The following is a 24,989-nucleotide window of genomic DNA, read 5'->3' on the forward strand; positions in this document are numbered from 1 at the left end:
AGGACCCCCCCCCCCCCCCCCCCCCCGGGCCGCGCACAGTGCTTGCTTATCTCATCCGGCGCCTGTTCGCCGTCGTCATCATGGTGCTGATCGTGTTGTTCGCGACCTTCACCATCTTCTTCATGCTGCCCAAATGGGCGGGTCAGGACGTCGCCGTCCTCTTCGCCGGCAAGGCCACCAGCCCCGAGGCGCTGGACGGCATCCGCATCAAGCTGGGCCTCAACGACCCCCTGCTCGTGCAGTTCTGGGACTTCGTCCGGGGCATCCCGCTCGGCCGCGACTACACCAACGGCGGCGACATCACCCACTGCCCCGCCCCCTGCTTCGGGTACTCCTTCCGCACGGAGGAGCCCGTCTGGAACACGCTCAAGGGCGACGCGCCCATCACCGGCGCCCTGGCGCTCGGCGCCTGCGTCCTGTGGCTGGTCGGCGGTGTCGCCACCGGCGTGACCTCCGCCCTCAAGCGCGGCACCTTCTGGGACCGCGCCGCGATGACCACCGCCCTCGGCGGCGTCTCGCTCCCCGTCTTCTTCACCGGCATGGTCGCGATGGGCATCTTCGTCCACACCCTGGGCTGGGTGCACATCGCCGACTCGCTGTCCACGGACGACTCGATCGGCACCTGGCTCCAGACGCTGATCCTGCCGTGGATCGTGCTCGCCTTCCTCAACGCCGCGATGTACGCGAGACTCACCCGCGCCACCATGCTGGAGATCCTCGGCGAGGACTACATCCGCACCGCGCGCGCCAAGGGCCTCGGCGAGTCCGCCGTCATCACCAGACACGCGCTGCGCTCGGCGATGACCCCGATCCTCACCGTCTTCGGACTCGACCTCGGTGTGCTGCTCGGCGGCGCCGTGCTCACCGAGTCCACGTTCAACCTGCCCGGTCTCGGTCTCGAAGCGGTCCAGGCCATCAGCAACAAGGACCTGCCGTTGATCCTCGGCGTGACGCTGTTCGCGGCTCTCGCGATCGCCGTCGCCAACCTCGTCGTGGACCTTCTGTACGCCGTCATCGACCCGCGAGTGAGGCTGGGATGACCGACCTGCACAAGACCGGAGCGGCGGTCGGCGAACCCGTCACCGCCTCCGGGGCCCCCAGCGCCTTCCTGGAGGTCCGCGACCTCAAGGTGCACTTCCCGACCGACGACGGCGTGGTCAAGTCCGTCGACGGGCTCTCCTTCACCCTGGAGAAGGGCCGCACCCTCGGCATCGTCGGCGAGTCCGGATCGGGCAAGTCCGTCACGTCGCTCGGCATCATGGGCCTGCACACCGCGGGCCAGTACGGCCGGCGCAAGGCGCAGATCAGCGGTGAGATCTGGCTGGACGGCACCGAGCTGCTCTCCGGCGACCAGAACGCCGTACGCCGGCTCCGCGGCCGCGACATGGCGATGATCTTCCAGGACCCGCTCTCCGCGCTGCACCCGTACTACACGATCGGCAAGCAGATCGTGGAGGCGTACCGCGTCCACCACAAGGTGGACAAGAAGACCGCGCGCAAGCGGGCGATCGAGATGCTCGACCGGGTCGGCATCCCGCAGCCCGACAAGCGGGTCGACGCCTACCCGCACGAGTTCTCCGGCGGTATGCGCCAGCGCGCGATGATCGCCATGGCGCTGGTCAACAACCCCGAACTGCTCATCGCCGACGAGCCGACCACGGCCCTCGACGTGACCGTGCAGGCGCAGATCCTCGACCTGATCCGCGACCTCCAGAAGGAGTTCGGCTCCGCGGTCATCATGATCACGCACGACCTCGGGGTCGTCGCGGAGATGGCCGACGAACTGCTCGTCATGTACGGCGGCCGGTGCGTGGAGCGCGGCAGTGCCACCCAGGTCTTCACCGAGCCCCAGCACCCCTACACCTGGGGCCTGCTGGGCTCGATGCCGCGCATCGACCGGGAGCAGACCGAACGGCTCACGCCGGTCAAGGGCTCCCCGCCCAGCCTGATCAACCTGCCGACCGGCTGCGCCTTCAACCCGCGCTGCCCGTACGCGGACATCCCCGAGGACAACATCACCCGCACCGAGCGCCCCGAACTGCGCGAGGTCGGCTCCGGCCACTTCTCCGCCTGCCACATGTCGGCCGGGGAGCGGGAGCGGATCTGGACCGAAGAGATTGCGCCGAAGCTGTGACGGACGCCAAAGGACCCGAGACCGAGATGACGATCCCCCCGCAGGCGGACGGTTCCGTGACGACCTCCGCGGACCCGGCGCCCGGCGAACCGCTGCTCAAGGTCGAGAACCTGGTCAAGCACTTCCCGATCAAGAAGGGCCTGCTCAAGCGGCAGGTCGCCGCGGTCCAGGCCGTCGACGGGCTGACCTTCGACGTCCGCGCGGGGGAGACCCTGGGCGTCGTCGGTGAGTCCGGCTGCGGCAAGTCGACGATGGGCCGGCTCATCACCCGGCTGCTCGAACCGACGGCCGGCCGCGTCGAGTTCGAGGGCAAGGACATCACGCACCTGGGCACGGGCGCGATGCGACCGCTGCGCCGCGATGTGCAGATGATCTTCCAGGACCCGTACTCCTCGCTGAACCCGCGCCACAACATCGGCACGATCGTCGGCGCCCCGTACAAGCTCCAGGGCGTCAACCCCGAGGGCGGCGTGCGCAAGACGGTCCAGGAACTCCTGGAGCGGGTCGGGCTCAACCCCGAGCACTACAACCGCTACCCGCACGAGTTCTCCGGCGGTCAGCGCCAGCGCATCGGCATCGCCCGCGCGCTCGCGCTGCGCCCGAAGCTCGTGGTCGCCGACGAGCCGGTCTCGGCCCTCGACGTCTCCATCCAGGCCCAGGTCGTCAACCTCCTCGACGACCTCCAGAGCGAGCTCGGCCTGACGTACGTGATCATCGCGCACGACCTCTCGGTCATCCGGCACGTCTCGGACCGGATCGCGGTGATGTACCTCGGCAAGATCGTGGAACTCGCGGACCGCGACGATCTCTACGCGACGCCGATGCACCCGTACACCAAGGCGCTGCTGTCCGCGGTGCCGGTGCCGGATCCGCGGCGGCGCGGGGTCAAGAGCGAGCGGATCCTGCTGCGCGGTGACGTCCCGTCGCCGATCGACCCGCCCACCGGGTGCCGTTTCCACACGCGGTGCTGGAAGGCGACGGAGCTGTGTGCCACGAAGGAGCCGCCGCTGCTTCAGCTGGCCTCCGGGCACCAGGTCGCCTGCCACCACCCGGAGAACGCCCCCGACCAGGCGCCCGAGGACACCAAGCTGCTCGCGGTGGCCAAGGAGGCGATCGACGTGGTGACGGTGCCGGCGCCGGCGGACGCCGTCGACGACAAGCCGTCGCCGGAGGCCCCGGCGGGGGAGTAGTCCCGCTCGCTGTCGGCTGCGGGCCGGTGGGGCTTCTCGCGCAGTTCCCCGCGCCCCTGAGATGCGCACTCCGTGCGCCACCTCAGGGGCGAGCCCCGCCGCCGGGCAGGCGCTCCCAGCCGACGCCCACCACAGCCCCCACATGACCCAAACGGGGCATGTACATGTCGCTCCCTTCAGGACAGAGTCCTGCGTGTCCAGCACACAGGATCACGCTCGAAGGGACGCCACATGCTCTCCCGTTCGGCAAAGCTGGCCGCGCTCACCGTCGCGGCAGCCTCCTTCACCCTGATCGCCGCCGCCCCGGCCCCCACCCCCGGCTCCGCCGGCATCGGTGACCCGTACTTCCCCGAGCTCGGCAACGGCGGCTTCGACGCCCGCCACTACGACCTCGACGTCGCCTACAACCCCGACACCGACCGCCTCGACGGCCGTACGACCCTCACCGCGCGCGCCACCCAGAACCTCTCGTCCTTCGACCTCGACCTGCAGAAGCTCACGGTCACCCGCATAGAAGTGAACGGCAGACGCGCCGACTTCACCCGCACCGGCGACGAGATCGTCATCACCCCGCGCACCCCGGTCCGCAGGGGCCACACCTTCACCACGACCGTCACCTACAACGGCGTTCCCGAAGCCCTCAGCGGCCCCATCGTCTTCGGCTCCGACTACGGCTGGATGAAGACCGCCGACGGCGTCTTCGTCGCCTGCGAGCCGAACGCCGCGTCCACCTGGTTCCCCTCCAGCGACCACCCCGCCGACAAGGCGACGTACGACATCCGCATCAAGGCCCCCAAGGGCCTCACCGGTGTCTCGAACGGGCGGCTCGTCGGCACGTACGACACCGACAAGGGCACGCAGACCGTCCACCACTGGCGCGAGTCGAAGCCGATGGCGACCTACCTCGCGACCGCCAGCATCGGGAAGTTCGACGTCAAGAGCGGCCGCACCCCCGCCGGCACCCCCATCTACGTCGCCATCGACCCGGTCCTCGCGAACAGCAACAGCGTCGACGTGTACGCCGTTACCGCGGAGGCCACCGACTACTGGTCGCAGATCTTCGGCCCCTACCCCTTCGAGGAGACCGGCGCCGTCGTCGACGACATGCCCGAGGCCGGCTTCTCCCTGGAGACCCAGTCCAAGCCCAGCTACTCCGCCGTCCGCAACGAATCGACGATCGTCCACGAACTGGCCCATCAGTGGTTCGGCGACTCCGTCTCCGTCGAGCAGTGGAAGAACATCTGGCTCAACGAGGGCTTCGCCACCTACGCCCAGTGGCTGTGGACCGAGCACAAGGGCGGCGCCTCCGCCCACGACTCGTTCCTCGCGGGCTACAACTCCCGCCCGGAGACCTCCGCCTTCTGGCAGACGAAGCCCGGCGACCCGCAGCGCGACACCATGTTCGCCTCCGCCGTCTACCAGCGCGGCGCGATGACCCTCCAGGTGCTGCGCGAGCGCATCGGCGACAAGGCGTTCTTCAAGCTGCTGCCGCAGTGGACCAAGCTCCACCGGTACGGGAACGCCCAGACATCCGACTTCATCGCCCTCGCCGAGCGGGTCTCGGGGCGGCAGTTGGACGACCTGTTCGACACGTGGCTGTTCACGACGGGCAAGCCGACGCTGTAGGCGCGTACCCGACAGGTAAAAATATCGGGTGATCCAGGAACTGTTCACCCCCTCCGTCCAGCACTGGCTCGACCTCGTCGGCATCTTCGTGTTCGCCATCTCCGGCGCTCTGATGGCCGTACGCAAGAACTGGGACGTCTTCGGCATCGGCGCCCTGGCCGAGGTCACCGCGCTGGGCGGGGGGCTGTTCCGCGATCTGGTCATCGGGGCCGTGCCGCCGTCCGCCTTCACCGACCTCGGCTACTTCATCACCCCGCTGTTCGCCGCCGGCCTCGTCTTCTTCCTGCACCCCGAGGTCGAACGCACCCAGGTCGCGGTGAACGTCTTCGACGCGGCCGGCCTCGGCCTGTTCTGCGTCACCGGCACCACCAAGGCCTACGACTACGGGCTCGGCCTCACCGCGTCCGCCGCGCTCGGCCTCGCCACGGCGGTCGGCGGCGGCGTGCTGCGCGACATCATCGCCAACGAGGTGCCGTCGCTGGTGCGCTGGGACCGCGACCTGTACGCCGTTCCCGCGATCGTCGGTGCCGTCATTGTCGTGCTCTGCATCCGCTTCGACGCCCTCAACGGGCTCACCAGCGGCGTCGCCGTGGTGACGGCCTTCATCCTGCGGCTGCTCGCGATGCGCTACCACTGGCGGGCGCCGCGCGCGTGGAACCGCAGGTCCACGGCGGTGGAGGTGCCGGAGGAGACACCGTGAGCCGTGGGTGAGGCGGATCTCTAAAGCTACCGCTTAGTAATGAGCTGTCGTACCCTGCCTGCATGGCAGACGCAGCATCCACGCACGCACCCACCGGCGCACGTACCGGCACGGCGACGATCGGCGACAGCGAGTTCGACCGCGACACCGCCGTCACGCGGCGCGATCCCGCCGTCCCCGGGGTCTACGACATCGAGCTCTCCGCCGGCTGGACGATCATCAACGCCGTCAACGGCGGCTATCTGCTCGCCGTGCTGGGCCGCGCGCTCGCCGACACCCTGCCGCACGCCGACCCGTTCACGATCTCGGCGCACTATCTGACGGCGTCCGTCGCGGGCCCCGCGGTGGTCCGCACGGACGTGGTCCGCACCGGCCGCACCCTGTCCACCGGGCAGGCCTCGCTCTTCCAGTACGCGGAGGACGGCACCGAGGTCGAGCGGATCCGCGTCCTCGCCTCGTACGGGGACCTGGACGCACTCCCCGACGATGTCCGCACCAGCGCCAAGCCGCCCGCCATCCCGCCGATCGAGCAGTGCTTCGGCGCCGACGACGCGCCCAGTGACGGCCCGCGCATCCCGGGCAGCTCGGCCATCACCGACCGGCTCGCCGTCAAGCTGGACCCGGCGACCCTGGGCTGGGCCCTCGGCGCGCCGTCGGGCAAGGGAGAGATGCGGGGCTGGTTCGGCCTGGCCGACGGCCGCGATGCCGATCCGCTCTCGCTTCTCCTCACCGTGGACGCGCTGCCGCCGACCGCCTTCGAGATGGGCCTCAAGGGCTGGGTCCCGACGGTGGAACTGACCGCCCACATCCGCTGCCGCCCGGCCCCCGGCCCGCTCCGGGTCTCCATCACGACCCGCAACCTCGCGGGTGGCTTCCTGGAAGAGGACGCCGAAATCTGGGACACCCAGGACCGCCTGGTGGCCCAGTCCCGCCAACTGGCCCGCGTGCGCCTGCCGTAGCGCCTGTTTCTTCGTCTGCGGGCCCGGTGGGGGCTGGTCGCGCAGTTCCCCGCGCCCCTGAGGCAGGCGCTTCGCGCCGCCTCCCACTGAGGCTGCGCTTCGCGCGCCTCCACCCTGGGTGGGTGGCGCGCCTCTGATGGAGATGGCGCACGAAGTGCGCATCTCCAGGGGCGCGGGGAACTGCGCGAGAAGCGGCCACCGGCCCGCACCCGACCGACAACCCGATAAGGGGCGCGGGGAACTGCGCGACCAGCCCCAACGGACCGGCACCCGACAACGGTCCCGATCTGCGGCACGCTGACCCCGTGAAGTCCGACCGTCTGCTCTCCATCCTCCTGCTCCTACAGACCCGCGGCCGCGTCCCCGCCCACACCCTCGCCACCCGCCTGGAAGTCTCCCTCCGCACGATCTACCGAGACATCGAGGCCCTGTCCGCCGCGGGCGTCCCGGTCTACACGGAGCGCGGCCGCCACGGCGGCATCGCGCTCCTCCCCGGCTACCGCACCGACGTCACCGGCCTGACCGCCGACGAGTCCCGCGCCCTGTTCATCCTCGCGTCCCAGGGCGCCCACACCGCCCTGGGCCTCGACGCGGCCCTGGGATCGGCCCTGCGCAAGGTGATGGCGGCGCTGTCCGAACCCCACCGCCCCGCGGCGGAGCTGACGAGCCGCCGGATCCTCGTCGAGTCGTCCCGCTGGATGGGCCCACCGCCCCGCGAGGTCGACGTCGGCGCCGTGCAGGACGCGGTGTTCACCGACCGCCGCCTGCGGATCCGCTACCGGCACAGCGGCACCGACACACCCCGCACGTACACCGTCGACCCGTACGGCCTCGTCTCCAAGGCGGGCGTCTGGTACCTGGTGGCCGACCGCCGGGCGGTGCCCCGCCTCTTCCGCGTGGACCGCACCCGCTCGGTGACCGTCACGGACGCGCCCGTGAAACGCCGCCCCGGAATCGAACTCGCCGAGGTATGGGCCCTGTTGAAACGCCAGGTGGAGCAGCGCCCGGGCGGCATCACAGTGACCGCACGCGTCCACCGCAGCCGCTACGACCTCTTCCTGCGGATGGCCGGCAACTCCCTGATCGAGCACCCGGAGCCGGCCGAGGACGACGAGTGGATCAGGGTCCGCCTCGGCTACGAGGTGCTGGCGGCCACCCGCACCCTCCTGCCGTTCGCCGCGCACCTGGAGGTGCTCGAACCGCCCGAGGTGCGCGCGGAGTTGGCCCGGTGCGCGGCCGACGTCACCCGCCTCTACGCAGAAACTCCAGCAGCGCGGCCGTGAGCTCGGCCGGCGCGTCCTCCTGGACGAGATGTCCGGCGCCCTCGATGATCCGCAGCCCGGCGCCCGGGACCAGCGCGGCCAGCTCGTGCCCGCGGGCGACCGGGAGCCAGGTGTCCTCGGCGCCCCAGCACACCAGGACGGGCAGGTCCAACTCCCCGTAACGGCCCTGGATGTCGTCCGTGAACCGCTGGTCGTTCTGCTCGATCTGCCGGTAGAAGGCGTCCCGCCCGGCCTCGGTCAGCCAGGGGGCGACCAGCCGCGCGTGGGTGTCGGGGTGCAGGCCGGGACGGCTGCACGAGGCGATGTAGCGGTGCACGAGCGCTTCGTGCAGCTCGGCGGGCAACTGCCGGAACACGTCGGCGTGTTCGGCGAGCAGGCGGTACGTGGGTGAGCCCCAGGGCGCGAGCGCCACCGGGTCCACGAGCGCGAGCCGCGAGTAGGCGGCCCCGTGCAGCAGGTGGGCGCGCAGGGCGACGGCCCCGCCGACGTCGTGGGCGACGACTGCGGGCGCCCGGCCTCCGGGGCCCGGGCCCCAGTGGTCCAGCAGCTCGGTGAGCACGCGGGCCTGGCTGTCGAGGTCGACGCGCTGCCCGGGGCGCATCTCGGAGGCGCCGAAGCCGGGCAGGTCCCAGACGTACACGCGGTACCGGGAGGCGAGCGCCCGTGCGGGAGCGCGCCAGACGTAGGACGAGAACGGGGTGCCGTGGACGAGGACGACGGGCGGTGCGTCCGGGGCGCCGAGCGCGCTCCAGCGGACCTCACCGGACGAGCTGCGGAAGCCGCGATCGAGTTTCCAGCCGACGGTTGTCATGACCGTAAGGCTAGTAGCTCATGACGCGTCCAGCCAGTGTCTGCGCCCGAGACTCACCAGCCGCAACTGCCGCTCGGCGAGGGCCGCGACGCGGGGGGAGTCGGCCGGCGGCGCGGTGAGGAAGGCGGCGGCCGCCATCATCATGTGGTCCACGTACAGCCCGGCCAGCATCAGCAGGTCCTCCTCGCTCCAGCCCGCCGACTCGGGGTCCCGGCGCAGGGCCGCGCGCACCTCCTCGGCGAACTGCCCGAACTGGGCGGCGATCGCCTCGCGCACCCGCTGCACCCCGCCGTGCCGCTCCCGCGCGATGAAGCGCACATGGGCCGGGTGGGCCCGCACGTGCGCGGCGATCAACTCGACGGTGCGCGCGATGCGTTCGTCACTGTCCCAGGTCGCCGTCAGCAGCTCGGAGACGACCGCGTGCAGGCTGCCGACCGCCTCCTCGACCAGGGCCGCGCCGAGATCGGGGATGGAGTCGAAGTGCCGGTAGAACGCGGTCGGCGCCACACCCACGGCCCGGGTGACCTCGCGCAGCCCCAGGCTGCTGAGGCTCTGCTCCTCCAGCAGCTCCAGCGCCGCGTCGAGCAGCGCCTGCCGGGTCTTCTGTTTCTGTGCCTGACGGCTGCCGAGGGTGTGACTCATGTCATCCAGTTAACAACTGTTCTCCGTAATTGAACACCCGCGTGCACGCTAGACTCATCAGTCAGTGAACAGTTGTAACCCAACTCTGAGAGGTTTCCCGTGCTGTTCCTCGTAGCGGCCCTTCTGCTCCTGGGCTTCGCCCTCGGCACCGTCGCCCACGCACCGCTGTCCTTCACGCTCGTCGCCGCCGCCGTCATCGGTGTCTGGCTGACCGTCTTCGCCGTGCGCGAGCGCACCCGCCGTCACCAGCACTGAGCACGCATCCGTCGATTCAGGGGGTACCAACCATGCAGCTCACCGCAGAAGCACCGACCCGGACCCAGGCCCGTACCCGGCCCGTCGGTCGTCGTGACACCGACGGCATGGCCGTCGCCTCGTTCGTCCTCGGCCTCGTCGGCCTGCTTGTCCTGAACGTCTTCCTCGGCCCCGTCGCGATCGTCCTCGCGAGCCTCTCCCTGTGGCGCGGCACCGCCCGGCGCGGCCGTGCCCTGCTGGGTCTCGGCCTCGGTGTCGCCGACCTCGTCGTGCTCGGCGCCCTCGTCGCGGCCGACGGCACGTTCTCCTGGAGCATCACGGGCTGAGGCCCCTGAAGAGGCCACGTGTGGGAACGGGACCCCATGCGGCGGCCGAAGGGCTCCGGCGGGCTCGTAGAATCGTGCCCACCATGGCTTACCTCGACCACGCCGCGACCACCCCGATGCTTCCGGAGGCGGTCGAGGTGCTGACCGCCCAGCTCGCCGTCACCGGCAACGCCTCGTCCCTGCACGCCGCCGGACGCCGCGCCCGCCGCACGGTCGAGGAGTCCCGCGAGACCCTCGCCGAGTCGCTCGGCGCCCGCCCCAGCGAGGTCGTCTTCACCTCGGGCGGCACCGAGGCCGACAACCTCGCCGTCAAGGGCCTGTACTGGTCCCGCCGCGCCGCCGACCCGGCGCGCACCCGCGTCCTCGCCAGCCCCGTCGAGCACCACGCCGTCCTCGACGCCGTGCACTGGCTCGCCGAGCACGAGGGCGCCACCGTCGAGTACCTCCCGGTCGACGCGCACGGCCGCGTCCACGCCGAAGCCCTCCGGGAGGCCATCGAGCGCAACCCGGCCGATGTCGCCCTGGCCACCGTCATGTGGGCCAACAACGAGATCGGCACGATCCAGCCGGTACGCGAACTCGCCGACGTGGCGCACGAGTTCGACATCCCGCTGCACGCCGACGCGGTCCAGGCCTACGGCCAGATCCCGGTCGACTTCGCGGCCTCGGGGCTCGCGGCGATGACGGTGTCGGGCCACAAGATCGGCGGCCCGTACGGCATCGGCGCGCTGCTGCTCGGCCGCGAGCACACCCCCGTCCCCGTCCTGCACGGCGGCGGGCAGGAGCGCCACGTCCGCTCCGGCACCCTCGACGTCCCCGCCATCGCCTCCTTCGCGACGGCCGGCCGCCTGGCGCACGAGCACCGTGACCGGTTCGCCCGCGAGATCGGCGCCCTGCGGGACGACCTGGTCACGGCGGTCCGGACCGCGGTCCCCGAGGCGATCCTCGGCGGCGACCCGGCCCCCGACGGCCGCCTCCCCGCCAACGCCCACTTCACCTTCCCCGGCTGCGAGGGCGACTCGCTGCTCCTCCTCCTGGACGCCCAGGGCATCGAGTGCTCCACCGGCTCGGCCTGCACGGCCGGCATCGCCCAGCCCAGCCATGTCCTCCTCGCCACCGGCACCGACCCCGACCTGGCCCGCGGCACACTCCGCTTCTCCCTCGGCCACACGTCGACGAGGGCCGACGTCGAGGCGGTCGCGAAGGCGATCGGCCCGGCGGTGGAACGGGCCCGCACGGCCGGCCTGACCTGACCCGGCCCGAGCCGACCCGGCGGGGCCTCAGGCCTTGGCCGACCCGGGCCGCTTGGTCGGCTTGTTCGCCTTGTACGCCGCCCGTACGAGCTTCATGTACCGGTCCCAGTCCCAGTTCGGCCCCGGGTCCGTGTGGTCGGTGCCCGGCACCTCCACGTGCCCGATGATGTGCTTGCGGTCCACGGGTATGTCGTACCGTCTGCAGATCCCGGCGGTCAGCTTCGCGGAGGCCGCGTACATCGCGCCGGTGAAGTCCTCGGGCCGGTCCACGAACCCTTCGTGCTCGATGCCGATGCTGCGCTGGTTGTAGTCCTTGTTCCCCGCGTGGAACGCGACGTCCAGCTCCCGGATCATCTGTGCGATGTGGCCGTCCTGGCGCACGACATAGTGCGCGGACGCCCCGTGCCAGGGGTCCTTGAACACCTGCAGTGTGCCGCTGTAACTGCCCTGCGTGACGTGGACGACGACCATGTCGATGGGATAGTCCGAGGGCCGGTCCGCCCGCCGCCAGTTCGCCGAGGCCGCCGCCACCCACTCCGCGCCCTTGAAGTCCACCGCACCCGCGGTGCGCGGCTTGTCCACACCGGGCATCTGCCACCACATGCGGGCGAGGTCACCGCGTGCGAGCAGGCCCACACCGACGGCCGACGCCATTCCGCCGACGATCAAGGTCCGTCGGCTGATGCCCCGGTCGCGATCCTTGCCGCCCGACCCCTGCTTTCCCACGCGACGCCCCCCGTCCCGCCTTTCGCGTACATGTTCCATAACGGATATCGGAGCGATTCGGTTCCCGGCTCCCCGTACTCTGTTAGTGCTATGACTTCCCAGACCTCGCATGCCGCGCGCCCCGCCCAGGACCGTCCCCTCCGTGTTCTCGCCGCCATGTCCGGCGGCGTCGACTCCGCCGTCGCGGCGGCCCGCGCCGCGGAAGCCGGCCACGACGTGACAGGCGTCCACCTGGCCCTGTCGGCGAACCCGCAGTCGTTCCGCACCGGTGCCCGTGGCTGTTGCACCATCGAGGACTCCCGCGACGCGCGCCGCGCGGCGGACGTCATCGGCATCCCCTTCTACGTCTGGGACCTCGCCGACCGCTTCCGCGAGGACGTCGTGGAGGACTTCGTCGCCGAGTACGAGGCCGGGCGCACCCCGAACCCCTGCCTGCGCTGCAACGAGAAGATCAAGTTCGCCGCGCTGCTCGACAAGGCGCTGGCCCTCGGCTTCGACGCGGTCTGCACGGGCCACTACGCCCAGGTCCTGGTCAACGACGCGGGCGACCGGGAGCTGCACCGCGCCACCGACATGGCCAAGGACCAGAGCTACGTCCTCGGCGTCCTGGACGACCGCCAGCTCGCCCACGCGATGTTCCCGCTCGGCGACACGGAGACGACGAAGGACGAGATCCGCGCGGAGGCCGAGCGCCGCGGTCTCGCCGTCGCCAAGAAGCCCGACTCCCACGACATCTGCTTCATCGCCGACGGCGACACCCAGGGCTTCCTGGCCTCCCGTCTCGGCAAGGCCGAGGGCGACATCGTCGACGAGTCGGGTGCCAAGCTCGGCACCCACGAGGGCGCCTTCGGCTACACCATCGGCCAGCGCAAGGGCCTGCGCATCGGCACCCCCGCCGCCGACGGCAAGCCCCGCTACGTCCTGGACATCTCCCCGGTGGACAACACGGTGACGGTGGGCCCGGCGGCGGCCCTCGACGTGTCCGCCCTGACCGCGATCAAGCCCCGCTGGTGCGGCGCGGCCCCCACGGGCCCGGGCACCTACACGGCCCAGCTCCGCGCCCACGGCGGCGAGACCGAGGTGACCGCCGAGCTGGTCGACGACGAACTCCGCGTCTCCTTCGACGAGCCGGTCCGCGGCGTCGCCCCCGGCCAGGCGATCGTGCTGTACGCCGGCACGCGCGTGGTGGGCTCGGCGACGATCGCGACCACCGACCGCGCCACCGCGGTGGCCTGACCGACTAGCCCCGGCCCGCCAGATAGTGGTGGAGCACCGCCGTGAGATCGGTGCCCCACTGCGTCGCCAGGGAGCGGCGGCGGGCCCGGACCCGGCACTCGTAGACCGGGCCGTCCGTCATCACCGCGGTCACGTACAGGCCGTCCGGCACGGGCTGGAACCGCACCGTGCGCAGGTACGCCCACGGGAGGTCGATGGCGTGCGGCCCCTGCTCGAAGTGGACGCCGTCGGAGTCGACCACCAGGCCGTTGCGCTCGTCGGCGGCGATGAACTCGGGGCCCGGTCCGGGCCCGGGAACCGCCGCCGGGGGCACGGACGGCGGCGGAGGGAACACCGGCGGGTGGGCGGGCGGTGGCGGGACGGACGGGGGCGGGCCGAAGCCGCCCGTGGGAACGCCTTGCTGCCCGTCTCCGTGAGTCATGGCCGCCTCACCCTCCGCCTCGCGCTGTGTCTCCCCGTATCCCGTATTCGACCACGCCCGCGGGAGCGGTTTCGGCTAGGCGCCGTCGACCTCGGTCTCGTAGAAGCACAAGTGGTCCTTGACGGCGGCCACGTCGGCCTTCGGCTCCCGGTACGCCCACACCAGGTCCTGCGCGCCGGGCACCGACCAGTAGGAGGCGTGTCCCTTGAAGGGGCAGTACGTGGTGGTGTCCGACGGGGTCAACAGCTCGGTCCGCACGTCCTCCGGAGGGATGTAGTACCGCGCCGGACAGCCGGTTTCCTTCAGCAGCAGCGCCCGCGTGCTCTCGGCCAGCACCTCGCCGTCCCGGACGACGCGCACGCGCCGTGCATCCTGCTCGATCGTGATCGTGTGTCCTTGAGTCATGACTGTGTCAGCGCTCACACAGGGCGGGTTCTTCCCGGGACGGCCGCGCGATCGCGGGCCCGTACCGTGGTTCCCATGAACATCTGCGTCTTCCTCTCCGCCGCCGACCTCGACGACCGCTACACCGCACCCGCCCGCGAATTCGCCGAACTGCTCGGCAAGGGCGGGCACACGCTGGTGTGGGGCGGCAGCGAGAGCGGGCTGATGAAGGTCGTCGCCGACGGGGTGCACGAGGCCGGCGGGGGACTGGTCGGGGTGTCCGTGGAGTTCCTCGCCGCCAAGGCCCGCGCCGTGACCGCGCCCGACGAGATGGTCGTCGCCGCCGACCTCGCCGAGCGCAAGCGGCTGCTCATGGAGAAGGCCGACGCCGTCGTGGTCATGGTGGGCGGTACGGGAACGCTCGACGAGGCCACCGAGATCCTGGAGCTGAAGAAGCACGGGAAGACCGACAAGCCGATCGTGCTGCTCAACTCGGCGGGGTTCTACGACGGCCTGAAGGAGCAGTTCCGGCGCATGGAGGACGAGGGCTTCCTGCCCATCCCCCTCACCGACCTGGTGTTCTTCGCTGAGGAGCCGGTCGGCGCCCTCGCCTACCTGGAGGAGTCCCTCGGCCAGCAGTAGGCCGGACGGTAGTGCGAGCATGAGGCCATGACCAGCACAGCCACTCATGTGATCACCGGCGCCGGTTCCGGCATCGGCGCCGCCGTAGCCCGTCGTCTGCACGCGCGCGGGGACGAACTCGTCCTCCACGCGCGCGACGCGGGCCGCGCCAAGGAACTCGCCGCCGAGTTCCCCGGCGCCCGCACCCTGGTCGGTGACCTGGCCGACCCCGAAAAGCTGTCGTGGGCGTTCTCCCACCAGGCGCTGCCCGACCGGGTCGACTCGCTGCTGCACATCGCCGGCGTCGTCGACCTGGGACCGGTGGGCGAGCTGACCCCGAAGGCCTGGCGCCACCAGCTCAACGTCAACCTCATCGCCCCGGCCGAGCTGACCCGCCACTTCCTGCCCCAACTCCGCCTCGCCCAGGGCCACGTGGTGTTCGTGAACTCCGGCGCCGGACTGAACGCGGGCCCCGACTGGTCCGCGTACGCCGCCTCCAAGCACGGCCTGAAGGCACTCGCCGACTCGCTGCGCCAGGAGGAGCACGGCAACGGCGTGCGGGTCACGTCCGTCTACCCCGGCCGCACCGCCAGCCCCATGCAGGCCAAGGTGCACCACCAGGAGGGCAAGGAGTACGACGCGGCCCGCTGGATCGACCCCGAGTCCGTCGCCACCACGATCGTGATGGCCCTGGACCTCCCCCGGGACGCCGAGGTGAACGACCTGACGGTCCGCCCGGGACGCTGAGGACGGGGGCCCCGGCCCCGTTACGTACTCTTCCTGAGTGAGCGAAAAGAGCGACTTCAAGTGGGCCCCGGCCACCGGCGTCGGGTCGATGCCCGGCGGCGACGCCAGAGAGGCCGCCAAGACCGTCACCGGCAGCTTCGAGGACTTCCCGTTCCTCGCCGAGCTGCCCGCGCGCGGGCCGGGCGCCGACATGATCGGCAGGACCGCGGGACTGCTCGTCGACGTGTACGCGCGCGTGGAGCCCAGCGGCTGGCGGATCGGCGACCGGCCCGGCCGCGACACCAAGCGCGCCAGGTCGTGGCTGGGCGAGGACCTCGACGCGCTGGAGGAGTTCACCCAGGGCTACGAGGGACCGCTCAAGGTGCAGGCCGTCGGACCCTGGACCCTGGCCGCCGCGCTGGAGCTGAGGAACGGCGAGGCCGCGCTCTCCGACCCGGGCGCCTGCCGCGACCTCGCGGGCTCGCTCGCCGAGGGCCTGCGCACCCACCTCGCCGACCTGCGGCGCCGTGTCCCCGGCGCCCGGCTGGTCCTCCAGCTCGACGAGCCCTCCCTCATCGCCGTCCTGCGCGGGCACGTCAAGACCGCGAGCGAGTACCGCACCCACCGCGCCGTCGACCGGCAGGTCGTGGAGAGCGCCCTGCGCGACGTCATCGGCGTCCACGCCGACGGACCCGCCGTCGTCCACTCCTGCGCCCCCGACGTCCCGTTCGCGCTGCTGCGCCGGGCCGGCGCCGACGCGATCTCCTTCGACTTCTCGCTCCTCACCGAGCGTGACGACGACGCGATCGGCGAGGCCGTCGAAGGAGGCACCACACTCTTCGCCGGTGTCGTGCCCGGCGTGGACGCCGCGTTGTCGGACCCTGCCGGTAGCGTCATGGGTGTCAGGTCGCTGTGGCGCAGGCTGGGGCTGAATCCGGGGTCGCTCGCGGAGTCGGTCGTGGTCACGCCGTCGTGCGGACTCGCGGGCGCCTCGCCCGCGTACGCCCGCGCGGCGCTCGCCCACTGCGCCCGGGCGGCGAGATCACTCGCGGACAACCCTGAGTGACCGGGGACGAAGGTAAACGGGAGGACGAGAAGGTGGCTGCCGCAAGCGCTGGAAAGAAGGCGGAGACCGAGAGCTCCGTGCCCGCGACGGCGCGGGACGAGCACGCCAAGCTGGCCGAGCAGATCGAAGAGCACCGCTTCCGGTACTACGTGAAGGACGCGCCGGTCGTCTCCGACGCCGAGTTCGACAAGCTGCTGCGTTCCCTCGAAGCGCTGGAGGACACGTACCCCGAGCTGCGCACCCCCGACTCGCCGACCCAGAAGGTGGCGGGGAACTACGCGACGGAATTCACGTCCGTGGAGCACCGCGAGCGCCTGCTCTCGCTCGACAACGCCTTCGACGACCTGGAGTTGGCGGCCTGGGCCGAGCGCGTCCACAAGGACGTGGGCGCGTCCGGCTACCACTTCCTGTGCGAGCTGAAGATCGACGGCCTCGCGGTCAACCTGACGTACGAGCACGGGCGGCTGACGCGCGCGGCCACCCGGGGCGACGGCCGCGTCGGCGAGGACATCACGCCCAACGTCCGCACGATCGCCGAGATCCCCGACCGCCTCCAGGGTGAGCGCATCCCGGACCTCGTCGAGATCCGCGGCGAGGTCTTCTTCCCGATGGAGAAGTTCGAGGAGCTGAACGCACGGCTGGTCGAGGCCGGCGACAAGCCCTTCGCCAACCCGCGCAACGCGGCGGCGGGTTCGCTGCGCCAGAAGGACCCCCGGGTCACCGCGTCCCGCCCGCTGCACATGGTCGTGCACGGCATCGGCGCCCGCGAGGGCTTCGACATCGCCCGCCTGTCGGAGGCGTACGACCTGCTGCACGAGTGGGGCCTGCCCACCGCGAAGCACAACAGAGTGGTCGACGACCTCGACGGCGTACGGGAGTTCATCGCGTACTTCGGGGAGAACCGGCACTCGGTCGAGCACGAGATCGACGGCGCCGTCATCAAGCTCGACGAGATCCCGCTCCAGGGCCGCCTCGGCTCCACCGCGCGCGCCCCGCGCTGGGCCATCGCCTGGAAGTTCCCGCCCGAAGAGGTCAACACCAAGCTGGTCAATATCCGGGTCGGCGTGGGCCGCACCGGCCGCGTCACCCCGTACGCGCAGGTGGAGCCGGTGACCGTCGCGGGCTCCGAGGTCGAGTTCGCGACGCTGCACAACCAGGAGATCGTCAAGAAGAAGGGCGTCCTCATCGGGGACACCGTCGTCATCCGCAAGGCCGGTGACGTCATCCCCGAGATCCTCGGGCCGGTCGTCGACCTGCGCGACGGCAGCGAGTACGAGTTCGTGATGCCCGCGGAATGCCCCGAGTGCGGCACGCCGCTGCGGGCCATGAAAGAGGGCGACATCGACCTGCGGTGTCCCAACGCCCGCACGTGCCCCGCCCAGTTGCGGGAGCGGCTGTTCTACCTGGGCGGCCGTCAGTGCCTGGACATCGAGAACTTCGGGTCGGTCGCCGCCGCCGCGCTCACCGCCCCGCTGGAGCCCGCCGAGCCGCCGCTGACCGACGAGGGCGACCTGTTCGACCTCACCATCGAGCAGCTGCTGCCCATCAAGGCGTACGTCCTCGACCCCGACAGCGGTCTGCCCAAGCGGGACCCGAAGACCGGTGAGGACAAGGTCGTCACGGTCTTCGCCAACCAGAAGGGCGAGCCCCGGAAGAACGCGGTGTCGATGCTGGAGAACATCGCCGCCGCCAAGACCCGGCCGCTCGCCCGCGTCATCAACGGGCTGTCGATCCGGCACGTGGGACCGGTCGCGGCCGAGGCGCTGGCCCGCGAGTTCCGCTCCATCGACCGCATCGACCGGGCCACCGAGGAGGAGCTGGCCGCCACCGACGGCGTAGGCGGCATCATCGCGACCTCCGTGAAGCAGTGGTTCGCCGAGGACTGGCATCGGGAGATTCTGCGGAAATGGCGTGATGCCGGTGTGCGCATGGAGGAGGAGGGGACGGGTGAGGACGAGGGGCCGCGGCCGCTCGAAGGCCTCACCGTCGTCGTCACCGGCACGCTGGAGAACTACACCCGGGACGGAGCGAAGGACGCCCTGCAGAGCAGAGGCGCCAAGGTGACAGGTTCCGTTTCCAAGAAGACGTCCTTCGTCGTTGTCGGGGACAACCCGGGATCCAAATACGACAAGGCCATGCAGGTGAAGGTTCCGGTTCTGGACGAGGCCGGGTTCGCCGTGCTGCTCGACCAAGGGCCCGACGCCGCCGCGGAGCGGGCGCTTCCCGCCGAGGAACCGACTGAGCAGTAGCGGTTGAAGGCCACCCGTTCAGCGCATACCAGATGCATACGGATGGCCGGGTCGCATTCGGGTATCCACGGTCGGGCGCGTCCGTCTGGTGCCCGTGGAAGCCTTCTGCGGCCTACTGTTGAGGGTGTGCGCCTGCCGTGTCCTGCTGCGGATGGGGCAACCTCCGCTCCGCAGAAGCCAAGGGAGCGGGCTGCGGACACGGGCACCGCCGGCTGTGAGAGGGACGGGAATGGAACCGACCGAGAGCGCCGCCCCGGACTCACGGCTGAGCCCGCGCCGACGGCTGCGGCGCGGCACGGCCCGACGCCCCGACCAAGGCGCCGGGGACAGTGAGAGCGGTCACGGGGAGAGCGAACGCGGTGGTGCGGTGAACTGGCGCAATTGGTGGCGTGAGAGCGGGCTGGGTCTCGCCCGGCTCCGGAGCGGGCAGGCGGGATTCGGTATCCAGAGCCCGCCGGCCGCGCTGCCCGCCGGAGGCCACGTCGGCGTGGCCACCCCGGCCCGCAATCACCACGGCGGCCCGGCCGACCCCGCACGCGCGACGGCGCTCCCGCTGCTGCCCGGCGCGGTCGTCGCGCTCGCCGCCGTGGTCCTGGGCGCCGGGTTCTACCGGGCGTTCACCGGGAACCACGCGCTCTTCCCGTCCGGCGTCGTCGGCTGGTCCCTCGCGATCCTGGCCGGCATCGTCGTCGGTCATCTGGTCGCCCTCGGCCGCGACCGCTGGTGGGGCGGCACCGGTTCCGGCGCGGCCCTCACCCTCGCCGTCCTGCTGCTGTACGGCTGGGTGCCCGCCGGGATGGTCAGCCTCACCGTCGTCGTGCTCGTCGGCGCCGCCCGCAGACACCGCTGGCGCCAAGGCGTGCTGCACGGCGCCATCGACATCCTCGGCATCGGGGCGGGCGCCCTCGTCCTGGCCGCGTTCGGCCGCGTACCGTCCGTCGAGTCCCCGTGGAAACCGGAGACCTGGAATCTCTACGCGGCGCCCGAGGTCGTCCTGGTGGCAGCCGCGTATCTGCTGGTCACCCGGCTTCTTCTCTACTACGTGCACAATCCGCGCAGCTCCGGCCTGCCCACCGTCGCCCGCACCGCGCTCGTCCGCCAGGGCCTGGTCGGTGTCGCGCTGCTCGGCATCGCGCCGCTGGTGTGCGTCGTCGCCATCGCGATGCCCGTGCTGCTGCCGCTGTTCTCCATCCCGCTGATCGCGCTCGACTCCACGCTCTGGATCGCCCGCGCCCGCGCCGAGGAGCAGCTGCGCGACCCGCTCACCGGACTGCCCAACCGGCAGTGGCTCCTCGAGCGCACCTGGACCGCGCTCGACGACGCGGAGCGGATCGGGGCGCGCAGCGCCCTCATGCTGATCGACCTCGACCGGTTCCGCTCCGTCAACGACACACTCGGTCATCTCGCCGGTGACCGGCTCCTGTTGCAGATCGCGGACCGGCTGAGAGCCGCACTGCCGCGCGGGGCGGAGGCCGCGCGGCTCGGCGGTGACGAGTTCGCCGTGCTGCTGCCGGTCGCCGACTCGACGACGTCCGCGTCCCGGGTGGCCCGCAGCCTGGTGGCCGCTCTCGGCTCGCCGCTGGATCTCGACGGGCTCACGCTGGTCCTCGAAGCGAGCGCCGGCCTCGCCGTCTTCCCCGACCACGCCCTCGACGCCGAGGGGCTGCTGCGCCGGGCCGACGTCGCGATGTACCAGGCGAAGCGGGACCGTACCGGGGTCGAGGTCTACGAGTCGAAGCGGGACTCCAACACCCCCGACCGCCTCGGCCTGTTGGGCGATCTGCGGCGCGCGCTCGACGCGGGCGACGTGGAGCTGCACTACCAGCCGAAGGTGCGCTTCGACGGGCAGGTGGCCGGTCTTGAGGCGCTGGTGCGGTGGGTGCATCCCGAGCGCGGGAAGGTTCCTCCGGACGAGTTCATCGCCATCGCCGAGTCGTCCGGCCTGATGCCGCATCTGACCGAGTACGTCCTGGAGACGGCGCTGGCCCAGGTCGCGCGCTGGCGTGCCCAGGGACTGTTCGTCCCGGTCGCGGTGAACGTGTCGCCGCGCGATGTGCACACCCCCGGCTTCGCGGGCGCGGTCGCGGCGCGGCTGGCCCGGCACGGGGTCCCGGCCGGGTCGCTCCAGCTGGAGATAACGGAGCACGTGCTCCTCGAGGACCCGCAGCGGGCCGCCGACACCCTGGCCGGGCTCACCGGGCACGGGGTGAAGATGTCGCTCGACGACTTCGGCACCGGGTACTCCTCGCTGGTGCACCTGCGGCGCCTGCCGGTCAGCGAGCTGAAGATCGACCGGTCCTTCGTGGCGCGGCTCGCGGTGGACAACGAGGACGCGGAGATCGTGCGCTGCACCGTCGACCTGGCGCACTCGCTCGGGCTGCTCGTCGTCGCCGAGGGCGTGGAGGACGACGAGACGTGGGAGCGGCTGCGGGATCTCGGGTGTGACGCGGTGCAGGGGTGGCTGGTCGCCGCCGCCATGCCGCCCGACGAGACCACCGCGTGGTTGCGTGCCCGGGGTGACCGGGGGTGGCAGCGGGCCGCCACCGCGGTGCTGCCTGCGGCCGCTGATGATGCCTGATCGGTTGTCGTCCGGCTGACGGCCGGTGGGGCTTCTCGCGCAGTTCCCCGCGCCCCTGAGGCATGCGCTTCGCGCATCTCAGGGGCGCGGGGAACTGCGCGACCAGCCACGACGAGAGCCGCACGGGATAACCGTTTACCAGGCACAGGCTCCGGCCCCATAGGATTGGGCCCAAACCACACACACTCCACCCCAGAGGATCGCTGCATGCCTGGCATCACGCGCGAGGAGGTCGCCCACCTCGCCCGGCTGGCGCGTCTGGAGCTGAAGCCCGAAGAGCTCGACCACTTCGCAGGCCAGCTCGACGACATCATCGGCGCGGTCGCCCGCGTCAGCGAGGTCGCCGACCAAGACGTACCGCCGACCTCCCACCCGCTGCCGCTGACGAACGTCATGCGCGCGGACGAGGTCCGTCCGTCGCTCACCCCCGAGCAGGCGCTCTCCGGCGCCCCGGCCCAGGAGCAGCAGCGTTTCAAGGTGCCGCAGATCCTGGGGGAGGACTAAACCGTCATGACGGACAACAACGTCAACATCATCAAGCTCACCGCTGCCGAGATCGCCGCGAAGATCGCTTCCGGTGACCTCACGGCCGTCGAGGTCACCGAGGCCCACCTGGCCCGGATCGAGGCCGTCGACGAGAAGGTGCACGCCTTCCTGCACGTCGACCGCGAGGGCGCCCTGAAGCAGGCCGCCGCCGTGGACGCCAAGCGCGCCGCCGGCGAGAAGCTCGGCCCGCTGGCCGGTGTGCCCCTCGCGCTGAAGGACATCTTCACCACCGAGGGCATCCCGACCACGGTCGGCTCCAAGATCCTCGAGGGCTGGATCCCGCCGTACGACGCCACGCTGGTCAAGAAGCTGAAGGCCGCCGACGTCGTGGTCCTCGGCAAGACCAACATGGACGAGTTCGCCATGGGGTCGTCGACGGAGAACAGCGCGTACGGGCCCACCGGCAACCCGTGGGACCTGACCCGCATCCCCGGCGGCTCCGGCGGCGGCTCGTCCGCCGCGCTCGCCGCGTACCAGGCCCCGCTGGCCATCGGCACGGACACCGGCGGCTCCATCCGCCAGCCCGCCGCCGTCACCGGCACCGTCGGCGTGAAGCCCACGTACGGCGGCGTCTCGCGCTTCGGCATGGTCGCGTTCTCGTCCTCCCTCGACCAGGGCGGGCCCTGCGCCCGTACGGTCCTGGACGCGGCGCTGCTGCACGAGGCGATCGCCGGTCACGACCCGCTCGACTCCACGTCCATCGACGCCCCGGTCCCGCCGGTCGTCGAGGCCGCGAGGAACGGCTCGGTCCAGGGCATGCGCGTCGGCATCGTCAAGCAGTTCCGTGGCGAGGGCTACCAGGCCGGTGTCGTGCAGCGCTTCGACGAGTCCGTCGAGCTGCTGAAGTCGCTCGGCGCCGAGATCGTCGAGCTGGACTGCCCGTCGTTCGACCTGGCCCTGTCGGCGTACTACCTGATCGCGCCGTCCGAGTGCTCCTCGAACCTCGCCCGGTTCGACGCCATGCGCTACGGCCTGCGGGTCGGCGACGACGGCACGCACTCCGCCGAGGAGGTCACCGCGCTGACCCGCGAGGCCGGCTTCGGCGACGAGGTGAAGCGCCGCATCATCCTGGGCACGTACGCACTGAGCTCCGGCTACTACGACGCGTACTACGGCAGTGCCCAGAAGGTCCGTACCCTCATCACCCGCGAGTTCGAGGCGGCCTTCGAGACCGTGGACGTCATCGTCTCCCCGACGACGCCGACCACCGCCTTCCCGATCGGCGAGCGCGCCGACGACCCGATGGCGATGTATCTCGCGGACCTGTGCACGATCCCGACCAACCTGGCCGGCAACTCCGCCATGTCGCTGCCCTGCGGCCTCGCGCCGGAGGACGGACTGCCGGTCGGCCTGCAGATCATCGCCCCCGCCATGAAGGACGACCGGCTGTACAAGGTCGGCGCCGCCGTAGAGGCCGCCTTCGTGGAAAAGTGGGGGCACCCGCTGCTTGAGGAGGCTCCGTCGCTGTGAGTGCCATGGCAAAGAAGGCCAAGAACTTCAAGAAGTCCAAGACCGGCGTGTACGTTTCGGCCGCCAGCACCGCCTTCGGCGCGATCAGCGTCGCGAAGCAGGCGAAGATGGCCCGCAACGACAACGACACGCTGCGGCTGATCGACGCCGCCGTGTCCGCCGCCGCCATCGTTACCGGCCTGGCGATCCTCTACCGGGAGCTCAAGCGCCTGGGCGACGACGACGTCCTGCTGGGCTGAGAGGGAAAGTTTCACCGTGACTGCCACGACTGACCTGGTGTCGTACGAGGAAGCCCTCGCGACGTACGACCCCGTCATGGGCCTGGAGGTCCATGTCGAACTCGGCACGAAGACGAAGATGTTCTGCGGCTGCTCCACCGAGCTGAAGCAGGACGCCAACAGTCAGACCTGCCCGACCTGTCTCGGACTGCCCGGCGCCCTGCCGGTCGTCAACGAGATCGGCGTCGAGTCGGCCATCAAGATCGGCCTCGCGCTGCACTGCGAGATCGCCGAATGGTGCCGGTTCGCCCGGAAGAACTACTTCTATCCGGACATGCCGAAGAACTTCCAGACCTCCCAGTACGACGAGCCGATCGCCTTCAACGGCTACCTCGACGTGCAGCTGGAGGACGGCGAGGTCTTCCGCGTGGAGATCGAGCGCGCCCACATGGAGGAGGACACCGGCAAGTCGACGCACGTCGGCGGTGCCACCGGCCGCATCCAGGGCGCCTCGCACTCGCTGCTCGACTACAACCGCGCGGGTATCCCGCTCATCGAGATCGTCACCAAGCCGATCGAGGGCGCGGGCGAGCGGGCCCCCGAGGTCGCCAAGGCGTACGTCGCCGAGCTGCGCGAGGTCATCAAGGCGCTGGACGTCTCCGAGGCCCGGATGGACAAGGGCCAGATGCGCTGCGACGTGAACCTGTCGCTGCGCCCGCACGGGCGCGAGGAGTTCGGTACGCGCTCCGAGACGAAGAACGTCAACTCGCTCCGTTCCGTGGAGCGTGCGGCGCGCTTCGAGATCCAGCGCCACGCGGCCGTCCTGAACGACGGCGGCACGATCATCCAGGAGACCCGTCACTTCCACGAGGAGGACGGCTCCACCACGTCGGGCCGCATCAAGGACAACGCCGAGGACTACCGGTACTTCCCGGAGCCCGACCTGGTCCCGGTCGCCCCGGCCCGCGAGTGGGTCGAGGCGCTGCGTGCCGAACTCCCCGAACTGCCGCTCGCCCAGCGCAACCGGCTGATCGAGGAGTGGGGCATCACCGCCCACGACATGCAGTCGATCCGCAACGCCGGTGCCGTCGGCCCGATCGTCGCGACGATCAACGCCGGTGCCGACTCGACGTCCGCCCGCAAGTGGTGGATGGGCGAGCTGGCGCGCAACGCGAACGAGCAGGGCGTCGAGCTCGGCGAACTGCCCATCACGCCCGAGTACGTGGCCCGGGTGTCGGAGCTGGTCGCCAAGGGCGACCTCAACGACAAGCTCGCCCGTCAGGTCATCGACGGTGTCCTCAAGGGCGAGGGCACCCCGGACGAGGTCGTCGACAAGCGCGGCCTGAAGGTCGTCTCGGACGAGGGCGCGCTGAACACGGCCGTGGACGAGGCGATCGCGGGCAACGCCGGCATCGTCGCCAAGATCCAGTCCGGCAAGCTCGCCGCCGCCGGTGCCCTCGTGGGCGCCGTCATGAAGGCCACCCGGGGCCAGGCCGACGCGGCCCGCGTCAAGGAACTGATCCTGGAGAAGCTGGGCGTCAGCGAGGGCTGATTTCCCTGGTTGTGAGG

The 24,989-nt window shown here is 71.1% G+C and carries 25 protein-coding genes; 20 read left to right on the top strand and 5 right to left on the bottom strand.

Annotation, left to right across the window (positions count from 1 at the left end):
- Nucleotides 1–38: 38 nt before the first annotated feature.
- The 7 genes from ACFVDP_RS29145 to ACFVDP_RS29175 all read left to right on the top strand — a co-directional run bounded on the left by ACFVDP_RS29145 (nucleotide 39) and on the right by ACFVDP_RS29175 (nucleotide 7,892).
- Nucleotides 39–1,040, top strand: coding sequence for an ABC transporter permease (locus tag ACFVDP_RS29145; RefSeq protein ID WP_383495902.1), 1,002 nt, complete (start codon nucleotides 39–41; stop codon nucleotides 1,038–1,040).
- Complete coding sequence (locus ACFVDP_RS29150) at nucleotides 1,037–2,134, top strand: ABC transporter ATP-binding protein (protein ID WP_383495905.1); 1,098 nt, start codon at nucleotides 1,037–1,039, stop codon at nucleotides 2,132–2,134. The genes ACFVDP_RS29145 and ACFVDP_RS29150 overlap by 4 nt, the downstream gene beginning before the upstream one ends.
- A gap of 26 nt (nucleotides 2,135–2,160) precedes the next feature.
- Nucleotides 2,161–3,324, top strand: a complete 1,164-nt coding sequence (locus ACFVDP_RS29155) for an ABC transporter ATP-binding protein (protein WP_383495908.1) — start codon at nucleotides 2,161–2,163, stop codon at nucleotides 3,322–3,324.
- 231 nt (nucleotides 3,325–3,555) lie between these two features.
- Entirely contained in the window at nucleotides 3,556–4,950 is a 1,395-nt protein-coding gene (locus tag ACFVDP_RS29160) for a M1 family metallopeptidase (RefSeq protein WP_383495911.1), read from the top strand.
- 28 nt (nucleotides 4,951–4,978) lie between these two features.
- Complete coding sequence (locus ACFVDP_RS29165) at nucleotides 4,979–5,650, top strand: trimeric intracellular cation channel family protein (protein WP_383495915.1); 672 nt, start codon at nucleotides 4,979–4,981, stop codon at nucleotides 5,648–5,650.
- 62 nt (nucleotides 5,651–5,712) lie between these two features.
- Complete coding sequence (locus ACFVDP_RS29170; protein ID WP_383495918.1) at nucleotides 5,713–6,609, top strand: thioesterase family protein; 897 nt, start codon at nucleotides 5,713–5,715, stop codon at nucleotides 6,607–6,609.
- A gap of 305 nt (nucleotides 6,610–6,914) precedes the next feature.
- Nucleotides 6,915–7,892, top strand: coding sequence for a helix-turn-helix transcriptional regulator (locus ACFVDP_RS29175; RefSeq protein WP_383495921.1), 978 nt, complete (start codon nucleotides 6,915–6,917; stop codon nucleotides 7,890–7,892).
- Here ACFVDP_RS29175 and ACFVDP_RS29180 read toward each other — a convergent pair.
- Together ACFVDP_RS29180 and ACFVDP_RS29185 are read right to left on the bottom strand one after the other, a co-directional pair.
- On the bottom strand, nucleotides 7,852–8,703 hold the full coding sequence (locus ACFVDP_RS29180; protein ID WP_383495924.1) for an alpha/beta fold hydrolase: 852 nt from the start codon (nucleotides 8,701–8,703) through the stop codon (nucleotides 7,852–7,854). The two genes, ACFVDP_RS29175 and ACFVDP_RS29180, sit on opposite strands and share 41 nt — an antisense overlap.
- An 18-nt stretch (nucleotides 8,704–8,721) precedes the next feature.
- On the bottom strand, nucleotides 8,722–9,345 hold the full coding sequence (locus ACFVDP_RS29185) for a TetR family transcriptional regulator (protein ID WP_383495927.1): 624 nt from the start codon (nucleotides 9,343–9,345) through the stop codon (nucleotides 8,722–8,724).
- Between the two features lie 99 nt (nucleotides 9,346–9,444).
- Here ACFVDP_RS29185 and ACFVDP_RS29190 point away from each other — a divergent pair, with 99 nt between their 5' ends.
- The 3 genes from ACFVDP_RS29190 (at nucleotide 9,445) to ACFVDP_RS29200 (ending at nucleotide 11,179) form a co-directional block, all read left to right on the top strand.
- Nucleotides 9,445–9,600: a hypothetical protein gene (locus ACFVDP_RS29190; protein ID WP_383495930.1), complete on the top strand. Its 156-nt coding sequence runs from the start codon at nucleotides 9,445–9,447 to the stop codon at nucleotides 9,598–9,600.
- 32 nt (nucleotides 9,601–9,632) lie between these two features.
- On the top strand, nucleotides 9,633–9,926 hold the full coding sequence (locus tag ACFVDP_RS29195) for a hypothetical protein (protein ID WP_383495933.1): 294 nt from the start codon (nucleotides 9,633–9,635) through the stop codon (nucleotides 9,924–9,926).
- 83 nt (nucleotides 9,927–10,009) lie between these two features.
- Nucleotides 10,010–11,179, top strand: coding sequence for a cysteine desulfurase family protein (locus ACFVDP_RS29200; RefSeq protein ID WP_383495936.1), 1,170 nt, complete (start codon nucleotides 10,010–10,012; stop codon nucleotides 11,177–11,179).
- Nucleotides 11,180–11,206: 27 nt separating this feature from the next.
- Here the strand turns inward: ACFVDP_RS29200 and ACFVDP_RS29205 are convergent, their stop codons facing one another.
- A complete protein-coding gene (locus ACFVDP_RS29205; RefSeq protein WP_383495939.1) occupies nucleotides 11,207–11,944 on the bottom strand; it encodes an N-acetylmuramoyl-L-alanine amidase in 738 nt (245 codons plus the stop codon).
- Nucleotides 11,945–11,995: 51 nt separating this feature from the next.
- Here ACFVDP_RS29205 and mnmA point away from each other — a divergent pair, with 51 nt between their 5' ends.
- A complete protein-coding gene (gene mnmA, locus ACFVDP_RS29210) occupies nucleotides 11,996–13,141 on the top strand; it encodes a tRNA 2-thiouridine(34) synthase MnmA (protein WP_383495942.1) in 1,146 nt (381 codons plus the stop codon).
- 4 nt (nucleotides 13,142–13,145) lie between these two features.
- Here the strand turns inward: mnmA and ACFVDP_RS29215 are convergent, their stop codons facing one another.
- On the bottom strand, nucleotides 13,146–13,562 hold the full coding sequence (locus ACFVDP_RS29215) for a hypothetical protein (protein ID WP_383495945.1): 417 nt from the start codon (nucleotides 13,560–13,562) through the stop codon (nucleotides 13,146–13,148).
- Between the two features lie 75 nt (nucleotides 13,563–13,637).
- Nucleotides 13,638–13,967 carry a DUF427 domain-containing protein gene (locus ACFVDP_RS29220; protein WP_383496198.1) on the bottom strand — a complete coding sequence of 110 codons (330 nt, stop codon included), beginning with the start codon at nucleotides 13,965–13,967 and terminating at the stop codon, nucleotides 13,638–13,640.
- Nucleotides 13,968–14,042: 75 nt separating this feature from the next.
- Here ACFVDP_RS29220 and ACFVDP_RS29225 point away from each other — a divergent pair, with 75 nt between their 5' ends.
- The 9 genes from ACFVDP_RS29225 (at nucleotide 14,043) to gatB (ending at nucleotide 24,972) form a co-directional block, all read left to right on the top strand.
- The gene (locus ACFVDP_RS29225; RefSeq protein WP_383495948.1) at nucleotides 14,043–14,588 is read left to right on the top strand and encodes a TIGR00730 family Rossman fold protein; all 546 of its coding nucleotides are present in this window, start codon (nucleotides 14,043–14,045) and stop codon (nucleotides 14,586–14,588) included.
- A gap of 27 nt (nucleotides 14,589–14,615) precedes the next feature.
- Nucleotides 14,616–15,314 (top strand): SDR family oxidoreductase, encoded by a 699-nt coding sequence (locus ACFVDP_RS29230; protein WP_383495951.1) that lies wholly within the window; start codon nucleotides 14,616–14,618, stop codon nucleotides 15,312–15,314.
- Between the two features lie 37 nt (nucleotides 15,315–15,351).
- A complete protein-coding gene (locus tag ACFVDP_RS29235) occupies nucleotides 15,352–16,359 on the top strand; it encodes a methionine synthase (RefSeq protein WP_383495953.1) in 1,008 nt (335 codons plus the stop codon).
- Between the two features lie 32 nt (nucleotides 16,360–16,391).
- Nucleotides 16,392–18,608 (top strand): NAD-dependent DNA ligase LigA, encoded by a 2,217-nt coding sequence (gene ligA / locus ACFVDP_RS29240; RefSeq protein ID WP_383495956.1) that lies wholly within the window; start codon nucleotides 16,392–16,394, stop codon nucleotides 18,606–18,608.
- A gap of 229 nt (nucleotides 18,609–18,837) precedes the next feature.
- Nucleotides 18,838–21,186, top strand: a complete 2,349-nt coding sequence (locus ACFVDP_RS29245) for a putative bifunctional diguanylate cyclase/phosphodiesterase (RefSeq protein ID WP_383495959.1) — start codon at nucleotides 18,838–18,840, stop codon at nucleotides 21,184–21,186.
- A 207-nt stretch (nucleotides 21,187–21,393) separates the two neighbouring features.
- Nucleotides 21,394–21,690: an Asp-tRNA(Asn)/Glu-tRNA(Gln) amidotransferase subunit GatC gene (gatC, locus tag ACFVDP_RS29250; protein ID WP_018531282.1), complete on the top strand. Its 297-nt coding sequence runs from the start codon at nucleotides 21,394–21,396 to the stop codon at nucleotides 21,688–21,690.
- Between the two features lie 6 nt (nucleotides 21,691–21,696).
- Nucleotides 21,697–23,202, top strand: coding sequence for an Asp-tRNA(Asn)/Glu-tRNA(Gln) amidotransferase subunit GatA (gene gatA, locus ACFVDP_RS29255; RefSeq protein ID WP_383495962.1), 1,506 nt, complete (start codon nucleotides 21,697–21,699; stop codon nucleotides 23,200–23,202).
- Nucleotides 23,203–23,207: 5 nt separating this feature from the next.
- Complete coding sequence (locus ACFVDP_RS29260) at nucleotides 23,208–23,441, top strand: hypothetical protein (RefSeq protein WP_018531284.1); 234 nt, start codon at nucleotides 23,208–23,210, stop codon at nucleotides 23,439–23,441.
- Nucleotides 23,442–23,457: 16 nt separating this feature from the next.
- On the top strand, nucleotides 23,458–24,972 hold the full coding sequence (gatB, locus tag ACFVDP_RS29265; RefSeq protein WP_383495965.1) for an Asp-tRNA(Asn)/Glu-tRNA(Gln) amidotransferase subunit GatB: 1,515 nt from the start codon (nucleotides 23,458–23,460) through the stop codon (nucleotides 24,970–24,972).
- Nucleotides 24,973–24,989: the final 17 nt, after the last annotated feature.

The organism is Streptomyces sp. NPDC057694 (assembly GCF_042799415.1).
GTDB lineage: Bacteria > Actinomycetota > Actinomycetes > Streptomycetales > Streptomycetaceae > Streptomyces.